General features: G+C 73.5%; 11 protein-coding genes and 1 pseudogene. 4 read left to right on the forward strand and 8 right to left on the reverse strand.

Features of this window, described 5'->3' with window-relative positions; genetic code table 11:
* Positions 1-10: 10 nt before the first annotated feature.
* Positions 11-1303 carry an FAD-binding oxidoreductase gene (locus JOF41_RS25560; RefSeq protein WP_244992050.1) on the reverse strand — a complete coding sequence of 431 codons (1293 nt, stop codon included), beginning with the start codon at positions 1301-1303 and terminating at the stop codon, positions 11-13.
* Between the two features lie 137 nt (positions 1304-1440).
* Here JOF41_RS25560 and JOF41_RS25565 point away from each other — a divergent pair, with 137 nt between their 5' ends.
* Together JOF41_RS25565 and JOF41_RS25570 are read left to right on the forward strand one after the other, a co-directional pair.
* Positions 1441-3033, forward strand: coding sequence for an acyl-CoA dehydrogenase family protein (locus JOF41_RS25565; protein ID WP_209622563.1), 1593 nt, complete (start codon positions 1441-1443; stop codon positions 3031-3033).
* The gene (locus JOF41_RS25570; RefSeq protein ID WP_189227331.1) at positions 3030-3788 is read left to right on the forward strand and encodes a crotonase/enoyl-CoA hydratase family protein; all 759 of its coding nucleotides are present in this window, start codon (positions 3030-3032) and stop codon (positions 3786-3788) included. The genes JOF41_RS25565 and JOF41_RS25570 overlap by 4 nt, the downstream gene beginning before the upstream one ends.
* 91 nt (positions 3789-3879) lie before the next feature.
* Here the strand turns inward: JOF41_RS25570 and JOF41_RS25575 are convergent, their stop codons facing one another.
* The 5 genes from JOF41_RS25575 to JOF41_RS25595 form a co-directional block, all read right to left on the reverse strand.
* Positions 3880-4389, reverse strand: a complete 510-nt coding sequence (locus tag JOF41_RS25575; RefSeq protein WP_209622566.1) for a hypothetical protein — start codon at positions 4387-4389, stop codon at positions 3880-3882.
* Positions 4390-4512: 123 nt separating this feature from the next.
* Complete coding sequence (locus JOF41_RS25580) at positions 4513-5664, reverse strand: acyl-CoA dehydrogenase family protein (RefSeq protein WP_209622568.1); 1152 nt, start codon at positions 5662-5664, stop codon at positions 4513-4515.
* A 3-nt stretch (positions 5665-5667) separates the two neighbouring features.
* Positions 5668-7587, reverse strand: a complete 1920-nt coding sequence (locus JOF41_RS25585; protein WP_276515715.1) for an acetyl/propionyl/methylcrotonyl-CoA carboxylase subunit alpha — start codon at positions 7585-7587, stop codon at positions 5668-5670.
* A 5-nt stretch (positions 7588-7592) separates the two neighbouring features.
* Entirely contained in the window at positions 7593-9197 is a 1605-nt protein-coding gene (locus tag JOF41_RS25590; RefSeq protein WP_189227335.1) for a carboxyl transferase domain-containing protein, read from the reverse strand.
* 128 nt (positions 9198-9325) lie between these two features.
* Positions 9326-10114: an SGNH/GDSL hydrolase family protein gene (locus JOF41_RS25595; RefSeq protein WP_209622573.1), complete on the reverse strand. Its 789-nt coding sequence runs from the start codon at positions 10112-10114 to the stop codon at positions 9326-9328.
* 204 nt (positions 10115-10318) lie between these two features.
* On the opposite strand from JOF41_RS25595, the gene JOF41_RS25600 reads away from it, so the two are divergent.
* On the forward strand, positions 10319-10921 hold the full coding sequence (locus JOF41_RS25600) for an SACE_7040 family transcriptional regulator (protein WP_189227337.1): 603 nt from the start codon (positions 10319-10321) through the stop codon (positions 10919-10921).
* Between the two features lie 63 nt (positions 10922-10984).
* Positions 10985-13171, forward strand: a complete 2187-nt coding sequence (locus JOF41_RS25605) for a phospholipase A2 (protein ID WP_209622576.1) — start codon at positions 10985-10987, stop codon at positions 13169-13171.
* Positions 13172-13186: 15 nt separating this feature from the next.
* On the opposite strand, the pseudogene JOF41_RS38680 reads toward JOF41_RS25605, so the two are convergent.
* Together JOF41_RS38680 and JOF41_RS25610 are read right to left on the reverse strand one after the other, a co-directional pair.
* A pseudogene (locus JOF41_RS38680) lies at positions 13187-14023 on the reverse strand (acyltransferase family protein); the annotation flags it as partial.
* Positions 14020-14709, reverse strand: a complete 690-nt coding sequence (locus JOF41_RS25610; RefSeq protein ID WP_209622579.1) for an alpha/beta hydrolase — start codon at positions 14707-14709, stop codon at positions 14020-14022. The pseudogene JOF41_RS38680 and the gene JOF41_RS25610, both read right to left, overlap by 4 nt.
* Between the last annotated feature and the right edge of the window lie 304 nt (positions 14710-15013).

The following is a 15013-nucleotide window of genomic DNA, read 5'->3' on the forward strand; positions in this document are numbered from 1 at the left end:
CCGGCTCCCTTCACCTTCGCAGGACACACTTGGCGTACAAGTCGGGCAACCGTCCCGCCGAGTCGTACCGGCGCTTGAGCGCGCGGTAGGCCTCGCCGTTGTAGTGCGCCCAGAACTCGTCCTCCGGGTAGTAGGAGTCCGAGTACAGCGACTTGTGCCCGCCGAGGGAGGAGACCCGCTCCTCGATCATCCGGTTGCGGCTGCCCACCGGCTCACCGGGACGCAGGTCCACTGTGGACCAGAAGCCGACGTTGACGTAGAGCACGTCCGGGTCCATCGGGTACAGCGGCCAGCCCGCGCGGTCGCGCAACCGCACCGGGCACAGCCACACCGGGCTGATGCCGATCTCGCGGTGGAAGAAGTCCAGGAACTCGGCCAGCCCGCGCACCGGGATCTCCACGTCCTGGATCACCGGCTCCTGCACCGCCCTGCCCAGCCGGGCGTCGAGCCGGGCGCTGAACCGGTGCCTGCGGTCCCAGGCGACGATCCGGCGGTACACGTCCGAGCGCAGGTACCGCTTGGGCACCAGCCTGCGCACGACCGGGTGCTGCACGCCGAACGCGCGGGAGCACCAGAACCAGTCGGTGTCCCAGCGCCACAGGTAGTCCCGCGCGGTGAGGTAGTCGGTGCCGCGCCGCTGGACCGACCGGTAGTAGATCCGGTTGCCGGTGTAGTCCGAGCGCCACGGCGCGGTCGCCACCCAGTCGCCCAACGTCAGGTAGTGCTCGGTGCCGCCGAACACCGCGCCGTCCACGAAGTCGACCGGTTCGCCCTGGTAGGACCGGTTAGCGCAGATCTCCGCGATGGCCTCGGCGCACCGGTCCGCGTCGCGGAAGGGCACGTGCCGCAGCCGCACGAACGGCTTGACCGGCTCCAGCTCGATGTCCAGCCGCAGGGCGTAGCCCAGCGTGCCGTAGGAGTTCGGGAACCCGCGGAACAGCTCGTCCTCCGGGCCCACCACGACCACCTCGCCGTCGCCGGTGAGCACCTCCAGCTCGCGCACCGACTCGTGCGGCAGGCCGTTGCGGAACGAGCTGGACTCGATGCCCAGCCCGGCCACCGCGCCGCCCAGGGTGATCGTCTTGAGCTGCGGCACGACCAGCGGCATCAGCCCGTGCGGCAGGGTGGCGTCGACCAGGTCCTCGTAGGTCGTCATGCCCTGCACGCGGGCGGTCCTGGTCTCCGGGTCGACCGCGAGGACCCGGTTGAACCGGGCCACGTCCAGCCCGCCGGGGCGCTGGTCGCGGAAGCGGAACAGGTTCGAGGTCGACTTGGCCAGCCGCACCGGCTCGCCCGCCCGCATCGCCGCGTACCGGCCGCGCAGCTCGGCCACCGCCTGACTGTGATCGCCCACCCGCACGACGGTAGGCCGCCGAAGCCCGCTGAGCACCCCCGAATTCGACGGTCCGCCCGGTTACCGACCGGTAGTACCCTGGCTGAATGACCCACGCCACGCACCGGGTGACCAACCAGGCCCCGCCGCTGGAGGGCCACGACGTCGCCGAGGACCCGGCGCTGCTGGACGGGCTGCGCCGCGGCGGCGCGGGGTGGGCCGAGCCGGAGCTGCGGGAGCTGGGCGTTCTGGCGGGCACCGCGCACGTGGCCGACCTGGCCAGGCTGGCGAACTCGCACCCGCCCGTGCTGCGCACGCACGACCGGTACGGCCACCGGGTGGACGAGGTGGAGTTCCACCCCGCCTGGCACGAGCTGATGACCACCGCGGTCGGGCACGGCCTGCACGCCGCCCCGTGGCGCGACGACCGGCCGGGCGCGCACGTGGCCCGCGCGGCGAAGTTCTACGTGTGGAGCCAGGCCGAGGCGGGCCACGGCTGCCCGATCTCGATGACCTGCGCCGCGGTGCCCGCGCTGCGCAGGAGCCCGGAGCTGGCCGCGCGGTTCGAGCCGCTGCTGGCCGCGCGGGAGTACGACTTCGGCCTGCGCGCCCCGGAGGGCAAGCGCGGCCTGCTCGCGGGCATGTCGATGACCGAGAAGCAGGGCGGCTCGGACGTCCGGTCCAACACCACCACGGCGGTGCGCGCGGGCGAGCACCACCTGCTCACCGGCCACAAGTGGTTCACCAGCGCCCCGATGTCGGACCTGTTCCTGACCCTGGCCCGCACCGAGCGGGGGCTGTCCTGCTTCCTGCTGCCCAGGGTGCTGCCGGACGGCACCCGCAACGCGATCTTCCTGCAGCGGCTCAAGGACAAGCTGGGCAACAGGTCCAACGCCTCCGCCGAGCTGGAGTACGACGGCGCGGTGGGCTGGCTGGTCGGCGAGGAGGGCCGGGGCGTGCGGACCATCATCGAGATGGTCAACTCCACCCGGTTGGACTGCGTGCTGGGCACCGCGGCCGGGATGCGGTTCGGCCTGACCCAGGCCACCCACCACGCCGCGCACCGCAGCGCCTTCGGGCGCCACCTCCTCGACCAGCCCGCGATGCGCAACGTGCTGGCCGACCTGGCGGTGGAGTCCGAGGCGGCCACGACGGTGGCGCTGTGGCTGGCGGCCAACCGCGGCAGGCTGGGCCTGGCGGTGACCAAGTACTGGGTGTGCAAGCGCGGCCCCGCGCACGCCGCCGAGGCGCTGGAGTGCCTGGGCGGCAACGGCTACATCGAGGACTCGGGGATGCCCCGGCTGTTCCGCGAGTCGCCGCTGATGTCGATCTGGGAGGGCTCGGGCAACGTGGCCGCGCTGGACGCGCTGCGCGTGCTGGCCCGCGAGCCGGAGGCGGTGGCCGCGTTCTTCGCCGAGCTGGACGCCGCCCGAGGGGGCGACCGGCGGCTGGACGCGGCGGTCGCGGCGCTGCGGGACGAGCTGGCCGACGCCGAGGACCTGGAGGTGCGGGCGCGCGGGCTGGTGGAGCGGATGGCGCTGGCGCTGCAGGGCGCGCTGCTGGTGCGGTTCGGCCACCCGGCGGTGGCCGACGCCTTCTGCGCCTCCCGGCTGTCCGGCCAGGGCGGCCTGGCGTTCGGCACGCTGCCGCGCGGCGTCGACTTCGCGGCGATCGTGGAGCGCGGGCGGCCGAAGTCGTGAGCGCGGTGCGGGTGGAGCGCTCCGGTCCGGTGTGGACGGTCCTGCTGAACCGGCCCGCCGTGCGCAACGCGGTGGACGGGCCGACCGCGCACACGCTGGCCGAGGTGTTCCGCGAGTTCGACGCGGACGACTCGGCGTCGGTGGCGGTGCTGCACGGCGAGGGCGGGGTGTTCTGCTCCGGCGCGGACCTCAAGGCCATCGGCACCGAGCGCGGCAACGACCCGGCCAGCCCGTCCGGGCCGATGGGGCCGACCAGGCTGCGGCTGTCCAAGCCGGTCGTCGCGGCGGTGTCCGGGCACGCCGTGGCGGGCGGGCTGGAGCTGGCGCTGTGGTGCGACCTGCGGGTGGTCGACGAGGACGCGGTGTTCGGCGTGTTCTGCCGCCGCTGGGGCGTGCCGCTGGTCGACGGCGGCACGGTGCGGCTGCCCCGGCTGATCGGCGCGAGCCGGGCGATGGACCTGGTGCTCACCGGGCGGCCGGTGCACTCCGGCGAGGCGCTGCGGATCGGGCTGGCCAACCGGGTGGTGCCCAACGGCACCTGCCGGGCCGAGGCGGAGCGGCTGGCGCGGGAGATCGCCGCGTTCCCCCAGGTGTGCCTGCGGCAGGACCGGCTGTCCCTGCTGGAGCAGGAGGGGCTGCCGGAATCCGAGGCGCTGGCCAACGAGCTGGCCCGCGGAATGGTCTCGCTGGCCGAAGTCGAAACGGGCCTGAGCCGTTTCCGAGCGGGCGAGGGCAGGCACGGCCGCTTTTCCTGAAATTCTTTCCGCTATTTCCGGCGCGGCCCGGCGGGGCGGGACCGCGTGGGCGGCCCCGCCCCGCCGGGAAATAACTCCGGCCAGCGGCGGATCAGAACATCACGACGGTGTGGAAACCCAGGTCGGTCAGCGTCCCCGCGGAGTTGTAGGTCTGGATGAACAGACCGTTGTTCGCGGTGACCCGGCCCACCACGGTGACCTCGCCGGGCGTCGAGGCGCCGACGTTGCCCGCGATGCCGATGGTCGCCACGTACGTGCCCGCGGTGATCACCTGGTTGAAGAACACCTCGTAGGTGCCGACGCCGATGCGGCTGGCGGCGGTGGCGCCGAAGCTCTGACCAGCGGCGAGGGTGCCGTTGGAGTTCACCACGGCGGACACCGTCTGGCGGAACGCCTGCGCGCTGACCTCACCGGAGGTGACGTTGGCGTGCTTGGCCGAGTCCGCGCTCAGCGGCGGCTGCTCGAGCACGCGGGTCTCGCCCTGCGCGCCCGACCCGGTCGAGGGACCGGCGCTGGCGATCTGCGCCGTGCCGACGACCAGGAGCGCGAGAACCGCGAGCGCGGCGGCGACGCGGGATCTCGCGGCGGTGGGGATGGACATGTGGGGCTCCCTTTCAAGCGGCGGATTGTGGAGCACCACGAGTTTGACCCCGCCAAACCTAATTCGGGGGTTTAGTTATCCACAGTAGTTTCACAGATGTGCCGCGACGTGGAATGGTCCGCGTTACAGGCCCAGTTCGCGGGCGATCAGCATCCGCTGCACCTCGCTGGTGCCCTCGCCGATCTCCAGGATCTTGGCGTCGCGGTAGAACCGGCCCACCGGGTACTCGTTCATGAACCCGTACCCGCCGAAGATCTGGGCGGCCTCGCGGGCGTTGTCCACCGCGGTCTCCGAGGACACCAGCTTGGCGATGGCCGCCTCGCGCTTGAACGGCTCGCCGCGCAGCATCTTCGACGCCGCCTGGTAGTAGGCCAGGCGGGCGGTGTGCACCCGCGCCTCCATGTCCGCGATCTTGAACCGGATCGCCTGGTACTGCCCGATCGGGTGGCCGAACGCCTCGCGCTCGCGCGCGTACTTCACGCACTCGTCCACGCAGCCCTGCGCCAGGCCGACCCCCAGCGCGGCGATGGCCACCCGGCCCTCGTCCAGCGTCTGCAGGAACTGCGCGTAGCCGCGCCCCCGCTCGCCGACCAGGTTCGCCGCGGGCACCCGGCAGTCCTGGAACGACAGCTCGCGGGTGTCGGAGGCGTTCCAGCCGACCTTGGAGTACTTCTTCGACACGCTGAAGCCCGGCGTGCCCGACGGCACCAGCACGGCCGAGATCTCCGGCCGCCCGTCGTCCTTGCGGCCGGTCACCGCGGCGACGGTGACCAGCGCGGTGATGTCGGTGCCGGAGTTGGTGATGAACGCCTTGGTGCCGTTGAGGACCCACTCGTCGCCGTCGAGCCTGGCGGTGGTGCGCAGCGCGCCCGCGTCCGAGCCGCCGCCGGGCTCGGTGAGGCCGAACGCGCCCAGCGCCTCGCCCGCGCACAGCTTGGGCAGCCACTGCCGCTTCTGCTCGTCCGAGCCGAACCGGAACAGCGGCATCGCGCCCAGCGAGACGCCCGCCTCCAGGGTGATCGCCACCGAGGAGTCGACCCGCGCCAGCTCCTCCAGCGCCAGGCACAGCGCGAAGTAGTCGCCGCCCATGCCGCCGAACTCCTCCGGGAACGGCAGCCCGAACAGGCCCATGCGGCCCATCTTGGCGACGATGTCGTGGGGGAACTCCTCGCGCTCGTAGAAGCCGCCGATGACCGGCGCGACCTCCTCGCGGGCGAACTCCTCGACGGTCTTGCGCAGCGCCTCGTACTCCTCGTCCAGGCGGAAGTCCAACATCGCTCACTCCTCGTGGGGCACGACGACGGCCAGGGTCTGGTCCAGCGCGACCTGTTGGCCCGCTCGGACGTTCACTTCGGCGAGCACGCCGTCCACGGGTGCGGTGACGGTGTGCTCCATCTTCATGGCCTCGACCACGAACAGCGCCTGGCCCGCGGTCACCGGCTCGCCGCGTGCCGCGCGCACCAGCAGCACGGTGCCGGGCATCGGGCTGGTCACCGGCCCGGCGGCGGCCTCGGCCCGCGCGCGGCTGGCGATGTCCCAGCGCTCGGTCTCGGCCAGCGCCCAGGACCGGCCCCCGGTGCCGAGCCACAGCACGTCGCCGTCGCGGGCCATCGCGTAGCGGCGGGTGCCCACGACGAGGTCGCCGTCGCGCAGGGCGGCCCGCAGCCGCATCGGCTCGCCGTCGCCCACGACGACCTCCTCGCCGCGCACGCGCACGTCCACGCCGTCGACGCGCCACCGCGCCCAGGCGTGCTCGCCGACCCGCCAGCCGCCGGGCTGGTCCCACGGGTCGTCGCCGCCCAGGGCGAGCTGCCGCTCCAGCGCCGCCGCCGCCAGCACCTCGTCCGGCACCCCGTGCTCCACCAGCCCGTCCAGCTTGCGCTCCACCAGGCCGGTGTCCAGCGCGCCCGCGCGGACGTCCACATCGGACAGCAGAGCGCGCAGGAACGGGATGTTCGTGGTGACGCCCAGCAGCACGGTGCGCCCGAGCGCGGCGTCCAGCCTGCGCAGCGCCTCCTCGCGGGTGGCGCCGTGCGCGATCACCTTGGCCAGCATGGGGTCGTAGTCGCTGCCGACGGTCAGCCCGACCCGCAGCGCCGAGTCCACCCGCACGTCGGTGGGCTCGCGCAGCGCCAGCACCGTGCCGCCGGTGGGCAGGAACCCGCGCGCCGGGTCCTCGGCGTAGACGCGGGCCTCCACGGCGTGGCCGGTGATGTCCACCGACGAGAACGCCAGCGGCTGCCCGGCGGCCACCCGCAGCTGCCACTCCACCAGGTCCACGCCGGTGACCAGCTCGGTCACCGGGTGCTCGACCTGGAGGCGGGTGTTCATCTCCATGAAGAAGTAGTCGCCGGTCTCGCCGTCCACGATGAACTCGACGGTGCCCGCGCCCCGGTAGCCGACGGACTTCGCCGCGTCCACGGCGGCCCGCCCCATCGCCTCGCGGGCCTGCGGGGACAGCAGCGGCGACGGCGCCTCCTCGATGATCTTCTGGTGGCGCCGCTGGAGGCTGCACTCGCGCTCGCCCAGGTGCACCGCGTTGCCGTGGGCGTCGGCGAGCACCTGGATCTCGATGTGCCTGGGGTTGCTGACGAACCGCTCGACCAGCAGCGCGTCGTCGCCGAACGAGCCGCGCGCCTCGCGCCGGGCCGACTCGATCGCCTCGCGCAGCGCGGCGGCCTCGCGCACCAGCCGCATCCCCTTGCCGCCGCCCCCGGCGGAAGGCTTGAGCAGCACCGGGAAACCGATTTCCTCAGCCGCCGCCGCCAGGTCGTCGTCGGTCATGCCGGGTTCGGTGCGCCCCGGCACCACCGGCACGCCCGCCGCGCTCGCGGTCAGCTTGGCGCGGATCTTGTCGCCCATCGCCTCGATCGCCTCGGCGGGCGGGCCGATGAACACCAGCCCGGCCTTGTCGCACGCCCGCGCGAAGTCCGCGTTCTCCGCCAGGAAGCCGTAGCCGGGGTGCACCGCCTGCGCCCCGGTGGCCAGGGCCGCCTCGACGACCCGCTCGATGGACAGGTAGCTCTCCCGCGCGGCGGCCGGACCGATCCGCACCGCCTCGTCGGCCAGCCGCACGTGCGGCGCGTCGGCGTCGGCGTCGCTGTAGACCGCCACCGACCGGATGCCGAACGCGCGCAGGGCGCGGATCACGCGCACCGCGATCTCGCCTCGGTTGGCCACCAGAACGCTGTCGAACATCCCCATCACATCCGGAAAACGCCGTAGCTGACAGGTTCCAGGGGCGCGTTGGCGGCGACCGACAGCGCCAGCCCGAGCACCGTGCGGGTGTCCATCGGGTCGATCACCCCGTCGTCCCACAGCCGCGCGGTGGAGTAGTACGGGTTGCCCTGCTCCTCGTACTGCCGCCGGATCGGCTCCTTGAACGCCTCTTCCTCCTCGGCGGGCCACTCGTCGCCGAGCTGGTCGCGGCGCACGGTGGCCAGCACCGACGCGGCCTGCTCGCCGCCCATCACCGAGATGCGGGCGTTGGGCCACATCCACAGGAACCGGGGCGAGTACGCCCGGCCGCACATCGAGTAGTTGCCCGCGCCGAACGAGCCGCCGATGACCACGGTCAGCTTGGGCACCCGCGCGCAGGCCACCGCGGTGACCATCTTCGCGCCGTGCTTGGCGATGCCGCCCGCCTCGTACTCGCGGCCCACCATGAAGCCGCTGATGTTCTGCAGGAACACCAGCGGTGTGCCGCGCTGGTCGCACAGCTGGACGAAGTGCGCGCCCTTGAGCGCGGACTCGCCGAACAGCACGCCGTTGTTGGCCACGATCCCCACCGGGTGGCCGTGGATGCGCGCGAAGCCGGTGACCAGGGTGGCCCCGTACTCCTTCTTGAACTCCTGGAACCGGCTGCCGTCGACGATGCGGGCGATCACCTCGCGCACGTCGTAGGGGGTGCGGCTGTCGGTGGGCACCACGCCGTACAGCTCGGCCGGGTCGACCGCCGGCTCGACGCTGGGCAGCACCTGCCACGGGCGCGGCGCGCGCGGCCCCAGCGTGCTCACGATCGACCGCACGACGCGCAGCGCGTGCGCGTCGTCCTCGGCCAGGTGGTCGGTGACGCCGGAGGTTCGCGCGTGCAGCTCGCCGCCGCCCAGCTCCTCGGCGGTGACCACCTCGCCGGTGGCGGCCTTCACCAGCGGCGGGCCGCCCAGGAAGATCGTGCCCTGGTCGCGCACGATCACCGCCTCGTCGCTCATCGCGGGCACGTACGCGCCGCCCGCCGTGCACGAGCCGAGCACGGCGGCGATCTGCGGGATGCCGCGGGCGGACATGGTGGCCTGGTTGAAGAAGATCCGGCCGAAGTGGTCGCGGTCGGGGAAGACCTCGTCCTGGCGGGGCAGGAACGCGCCGCCGGAGTCGACCAGGTAGACGCACGGCAGGCGGTTGTGCAGGGCGACTTCCTGCGCGCGCAGGTGCTTCTTGACCGTCATCGGGTAGTAGGTGCCGCCCTTGACCGTCGCGTCGTTGGCGACCACCACGCACTCGCGCCCGGAGATCCTCCCGACGCCGGTGATGATGCCCGCGGCGGGCGCCTCGTCGCCGTACAGGCCGCCCGCCGCCAGCGGGGACAGCTCCAGGAACGGCGAGCCGGGGTCCAGCAGCGTGTCGACCCGGTCGCGGGGCAGCAGCTTGCCGCGCGCCACGTGCCGGGCGCGGGCCTTCTCCGGGCCGCCGAGCGCGGCGCGGGCCAGCCGGTCGCGCAGGTCGGCCACCAGGGCGGCGTGCTGCTCGGCGTGCCGCCGGAACGCCTCGGAGGACTTGTCGGCGGCGCTGCGCAGGACGGGGGCGTCCATGGACTCCTCGCTGTTAGCAGTCGTTAACCACTGGCGATGCTAGCCCGCGCCGATCCACCGCGTCCACAACGAAGGCCCACAACGAAGGGCCGGGTCCGACCGGACCCGGCCCTCCCACTGGCTGGACGTCAGCTCGCGACGGCGTCCAGCTGCGGCAGGTAGCCGAGCCGCTGACCGTTGCGGTTGGGGTGGTAGGACTCCTCCACCGGCCAGCTCAGGCTGTTCAGCCACCAGTCCGACGAGCAGATCTCGTGCCCGGTGAACGCGCCGCGCACGTCGCGGTAGGTGAAGGACTTGGCCGACGCCCGGCCGGAGATGACGGTGTGCAGGGTGTCGGCGGCGGAGTTGATCGCCGAGCGCTTGGTGTTGCTCAGGCCCACCGAGCAGGAGCCGGGGACCTGGTACAGCCGGGGGTAGCCCAGCACCACGACCTGGGCGGACGGGGCGCGGGTGCGGATCTGCGCGTAGACGTTGTCCAGCAGGCCGGGCAGCGTCGTGGTGGCGTAGGTCTTGGCCTGCTCGACCCGGCTCACGCAGGCGGAGTCGGAGCTGAGGGTGCAGGTGGTGATGACGTCGCTGAAGCCCGCGTCGTTGCCGCCGATGGAGATGGTGACCAGCGAGGTGCTCGCGCTCAGCGCGCCGACCTGGTTGGCCAGCACGTCGCCGGTCCGGGCGCCGGAGCAGGCGACGAACTGGAACGACGCGGGCGCGTGCGCGGCGGCCCACAGCGCCGGGTAGGCGTAGGGGCTGCGCTTGCAACTGCCGCTGTCGCTGTAGTAGCTGCCGGTTCCCGTACCGGAGGAGTAGGAGTCACCCAGTGCGACGTAGTTCGCCGCGGCGGCCTCGGCGGGAACGGTGGTGACCAGGGCCGCGAAGGCCGCCAGCGCCGCGCTGGCGAGGATTCTGAACGAGCGCATCAATGCCTCCGGAGGGAGAGGGCAACGCAGGGTGTGATGCGGGGCACAGCAATTGTTACCAGCAGTTATGCCCACATAAAAAGAGCTGGTCAAAAGTTAATGAGTCATTTCGGAAACCCCTAAATGGTCCAGCCTGGCAGGCGCGTCCGAACGTGTGGTTAACGCACGTTTACGCAGGGTGGGCGCAACCTCTAGGATGGCGGTGTGTCATCGACCGATGGAGTGAAGCAAACCCGCCGTGACCAGATCCTGAGCGCCGCCGCGGAGCTGTTCGCGCGGCACGGCTTCCACGGGGTGGGCATCGACGACATCGGCGCCGCGGTGGGCATCTCCGGCCCCGCGCTCTACCGGCACTTCCGCAGCAAGGACGCCATGCTCGGGGAGATGCTGACCGCCATCAGCGAGCGGCTGCTCGACGGCGGCCTGCGCCGGGTGGAGGCCGCCAACGGCCCCGAGCACGCGCTGCGCGAGCTGGTCCGCTGGCACGTCGACTTCGCGCTGGACGACCCGGCGCTGATCACCGTGCAGATCCGCAACCTGGCCAACCTCACCGACGCCGACCGCCGCCGGGTGCGCGCGTTGCAGCGCCGGTACGTCGAGGTGTGGGTGGAGACCATCCGGCGGACCGTGCCGCGGGCCGACGAGCCCACCGCCCGCGCCGCCGCGCACGCGGTGTTCGGGCTGATCAACTCCACCCCGCACAGCGCCCACCTGGACCGCGAGCAGATGGCCGCGCTGCTGTCCCGGATGGCGCTGGCCGCGCTGACCACCGCGGGCGTGCTCGACCCGGCACTGGCCACCCCCTGAGCACCGGGACAGGGGGACCGACCGGTTGGCAGCGCCGAGTCCGATCCGTAACCTGAATCGCCGATGAGCGAACCGCAGGTGAACAGCATCGCGTGGTGGCCGGGACTGCGGTTGCTGTCCCGTTTACCCGCTTGGTCCCGATTCACGCTGGTCACCGTGGCCGTGTTCGTGTGCGGGGTGATCGCGTCCCGCCCGGCGGGCGCCACCGACGACCGGCCGCTGACCGGCGACGTCGCCGCGGCGGCCAGGGCGGTCGAGGCGATGGCCCACCCCCGCGCCGACCACGACCCGCGCGCGGACCTCCCGGCCGACTTCGGCGCCGTCACCCACCGCCGCCCGGAGGCGGTGCGCACCGCCGACGGCACGCTGCGCGCGGTCGACCCGAACGGCGGCTGCTCCGGACCGGCGGGCGACACCGAGTGGGACTTCGGCGCCGCCTGCCGCGCCCACGACCTCGGCTACGACCTGCTCCGCTACGCCGAGCACAAGGGCAGGCCGCTGGACCAGCAAGCGCGCCGGTCCCTGGACACCCGGCTGGCGCTGGACATGCACGCCCAGTGCGAGGCCAACCCGCGCGGCTCGCCGTCCCGCTGCCACGCCGTGGCCCAGCTGTACGCGGGCGGGCTGGCCTTCAACTCCTGGCGGCAGCGCTGGGGGCCGCCCGGCCACGAGCCGGTGCTGGCCTGGGGCTTCGGCAGCGCGGTGGTGGTGTTCCTGCTGCTGGCCCGGCTGCCGCGCAGGCGCGAGCAGCGCCCTGGACAGCCCACCCCCGGACCCCTGCACCCCGCCGTGGCCGACCGGTACGCCACCTTCCTGCGGCTGGCGGGCCTGGGGCTGGTGGTGGCGGGCCAGTCGCTGCTGACCGTGCTGCACTGGGCGGGCGTGAGCGCGACCTGGCTGTGGCTGCTGACCTGGGTGCTCCAGGCCATCCCCCTGTTCTTCTTCGCGGGCGGCCACGCCAACCTGCTGGCGTGGCAGGCGGTGCGGGCCGACCGCGGCGGCTACGGCCGGTACCTGACCAGCCGCGTGCCCTGGTTGCTGCGGCCGGTGCTGGCGTTCGTGCTGGCGTGGCTGGTGCTGCCGCTGCCGCTGGAGCTGCTGGACGTGCCCCAGGAGCGGGTGGAGACCTTCGGCAGGCTCATCGCCCACCCGCTGTGGTTCCTGGGCGTGTACCTGGTCGCGGTGGCCGCGACACCCGCGATGGCCTGGCTGCACCGCAACGCCCGGCTGGTCACCCCGCTGGCGCTGGGCGCGGTGATGATCGCCGTGGACGCCTGCCGGCTCGGCCTGCAGTGGCGCACCGGCGGCTACCTCAACCTGGTCCTGGGGGCGCTGCTGCTGCAACAGCTCGGGTTCGCCTACGCCGACGGCAGCCTGCTGCGGGTGCGGCGGCGGGTGTTCGGCGGGCTGGCGCTGGCCGCCGTCCCCGCCCTGCTGGCGCTGATCGTGCTCGGCGGCTACCCGCGCGCCATGATGGCGCTGCCCGGCGAGCGGGCGTCCAACCTCAGCCCGCCCACGGTGTGCCTGCTGGTGCTCGGTCTGGCGCAGATCTGCCTGGCGGTGCTGGCGCGCGACCGGGCGACGGCGTGGCTGGCGGGCGCCCGCCCGTGGCGCGTGGTCGACTTCGCCCGCACCGCCCCCATGACGGTCTACCTCGGCTACCTGACCGCGCTGGCCGCGGTGGTCGGCGCGCTGGGCCTGCTGGACGCGCCCACCTCGTTCGACTGGGCGCGGCTGGACTGGACCGGGTTCGACCTGGTGGCCAAGCCGCGCTGGCTGGTCCTGCTGGTGCTGCTGCTCCTGCCGCTACTGCTGGCGTTCCACCGGTTCGAGCGGGACACCCGGCTGTTCCCCTGCCGCACCAGGGAGACCCACCGCACCCGGCTGGCCGCCACCCTCGGCGTCGGCTACGGCGCCCTCGGCGTGCTCGGGTTCGTGGTCACCGGGTTCCCCGGCGACGCGGGCACCCTGGTGGTGTTCAAGGTCGACCCGCTGCAGAACCTCATCCACCTGCTGCTGGGCTGGTACCTGCTGCACGCCGCCAGGGCGGGCACCTGCCACGGCCGCCGCGCCTGGCTGCTGACCGCGCTGGCCTGCGTGCCGCCGCTGCTGGTGGTCGAGCCGACCGCCGCGATGATCGCGCTGCACGGCGCCACCATCGGCCTGGCGCTGCTGGCGGCGATACCCAACCAGGGCGAGGGCCACGCCGCCGAGCACGGGCAGCCAGGCGAGGCGCTGCAGCACCCATAGCGGGTCGTCGGGCGGGGTGTGCAGGCCGGGCAGCGGGCCGACCGCCGCGCCCGCCAGCACGACGACCAGCAGGGCGCTCTGGTGCAGCAGGAAGATCGGCAGCGCGCGGTCGTTGACCCAGCGGGCCCGGAACCCCGGCCGGACCAGCACGACCAGGCCGATCTGGGCCAGCGCCAGCGCCAGCGCGGCCGGGGACGGCGGGAACAGGTTCGACTCGGCCGCCCCCGGCACGCCGACCGCGCTGACCGGGTAGCCCGCGCTCAGCAGCAGCGCGAACGCCACCGCGCCGAGCACGAGCAGCACCGCGCCCCACGCCCGCCGGTAGCCGTGCCGCGCCGCGACCACGCCGAGCTGCCACGGCGCCCACCACACCGCCGCCACGTTGAGCCAGCCGACGTCCAGCGCCACCAGCGCGACCGGCAGCGGCACACCCCACCACCCCAACCGCTCGAACAGCGGCGTGCACACCCGGAGCACCACGTAGACGCCCAGGAACCACAGCGGTGACACGACCAGGGTGGCCACGGTCAGCACGGTCTGCTGCGGCAGCCCCCTGGCGGAGAGCCCGAGCAGCACCACCGCCCACGCGCCGAGCAGCAGCGCCACCGGCCGGACCAGCCGCCGCGGCGCGAACCGGCCCGCACGGGCCGCCGCGAACCCGCCGGTGAAGAAGAACAGGCCCAGCGTCTGGAACAGCCAGCTGACCGGAGCCAGCCCCGGCATCCAGCGCAGCGGGCTGTCCACCGCGATGCCGCCGCCGGTGAGCACCGGCGCGGTCACCAGCCAGTGCCCCAGCACCACCCCGACGACGGCGATGGCGCGCACGGCGTCGATGAACGGATCGCGCTTCACGGCCGCTCCCCCACGGCGATGCGGGCCAGGGCGCGCAGCGACGCCGTTCCCGGCCGGTAGTACTCGTCGTGCCCGCGCGCGGTGCCGGTGTCGAACACCCGCGCCCCGAACGCCGGGTCGACCGGGTCGCGGCCGTGCCCCAGGTCGCCGAAGCGCACGTCGGGCACCCACCGGGTCCAGTCGTCCTCACCCCGCGCCGCCCACACCCGCGCCGTGGTGCCCAGTTCGGCCACCGACCCCGCGCGCACGCCGGGACTGCCGGTGAACGCGATGTCGGCCACGTCGAGCCCGCGCGCGGCCAGCCCGCAGACCACCGAGCCGTAGCTGTGGCACAGCAGGTGCACCTCGCCGGGCAGGTCGCGGACGAACCGGGCCAGCGACCGCGCCCCGGCCCGCGCCAACCTGCCCGACGCCGCGTCCACCCCCACCCCGCTGGGCGTCCGGTACCCCAGCCACGCGACCACCGCGAGATCGTCCTGCCCGGCCTGCGCGTGCACCGCGCGAGCCATCTCGCCGACCGTCGCGTCGAACCGGCGTTCGTCCACATCGGACCCCGGTACCACCACCGCGACATGCCGCGCGTGCTTCAGATCCCCGTGCACCGCGACGCGCTCCACCGGTTCCGGGTCGCCCCCCGGCGTCACCGCCACCAGCAGCGCGGCCACCGCCACCACCCGCTTCACCATGGCGGCGACGCTAGGAAGGTGACTCCGCGCCGATCGTCACCCCGCGGTCCCCCTACCCCAGTCCTCCCTCGCGGGCCGAATATCCAGCAACCCGCCCGCTTCCAGCGTCACCCGCCTATGGGCGCGTTGGGCGTGTCGCCCCCGCGAGTCGAACGCTCAGACACCACGAACTCAACATTCGCGCACCCCAACCCGCACTTTCACGCCCTGACCGGCGCTTCCGTGCCCCTCGGGTAGTAGTTACCGGCCCTCCCAACCCCGCCGGGTAGTACTTGCCCGCGCACCAGGGGGCGCGCGCGAAGCG

Source organism: Saccharothrix coeruleofusca, assembly GCF_017876325.1.
Taxonomy (GTDB): Bacteria; Actinomycetota; Actinomycetes; order Mycobacteriales; family Pseudonocardiaceae; genus Actinosynnema; species Actinosynnema coeruleofuscum.

Excerpts from the sequence above, each read along its gene's own strand:
- JOF41_RS25560 (WP_244992050.1), bottom strand. The coding sequence starts at position 1,303 with ATGCGGGCGGGCGAGCCGGTGCGGCTGGCCAAGTCGACCTCGAACCTG.
- JOF41_RS25580 (WP_209622568.1), bottom strand. The coding sequence starts at position 5,664 with ATGTTGGACTTCCGCCTGGACGAGGAGTACGAGGCGCTGCGCAAGACC.
- JOF41_RS25565 (WP_209622563.1), top strand. The coding sequence starts at position 1,441 with ATGACCCACGCCACGCACCGGGTGACCAACCAGGCCCCGCCGCTGGAG.
- JOF41_RS25595 (WP_209622573.1), bottom strand. The coding sequence starts at position 10,114 with ATGCGCTCGTTCAGAATCCTCGCCAGCGCGGCGCTGGCGGCCTTCGCG.
- JOF41_RS25610 (WP_209622579.1), bottom strand. The coding sequence starts at position 14,709 with ATGGTGAAGCGGGTGGTGGCGGTGGCCGCGCTGCTGGTGGCGGTGACG.
- JOF41_RS25590 (WP_189227335.1), bottom strand. The coding sequence starts at position 9,197 with ATGGACGCCCCCGTCCTGCGCAGCGCCGCCGACAAGTCCTCCGAGGCG.
- JOF41_RS25575 (WP_209622566.1), bottom strand. The coding sequence starts at position 4,389 with ATGTCCATCCCCACCGCCGCGAGATCCCGCGTCGCCGCCGCGCTCGCG.
- JOF41_RS25585 (WP_276515715.1), bottom strand. The coding sequence starts at position 7,587 with ATGTTCGACAGCGTTCTGGTGGCCAACCGAGGCGAGATCGCGGTGCGC.
- JOF41_RS25605 (WP_209622576.1), top strand. The coding sequence starts at position 10,985 with ATGAGCGAACCGCAGGTGAACAGCATCGCGTGGTGGCCGGGACTGCGG.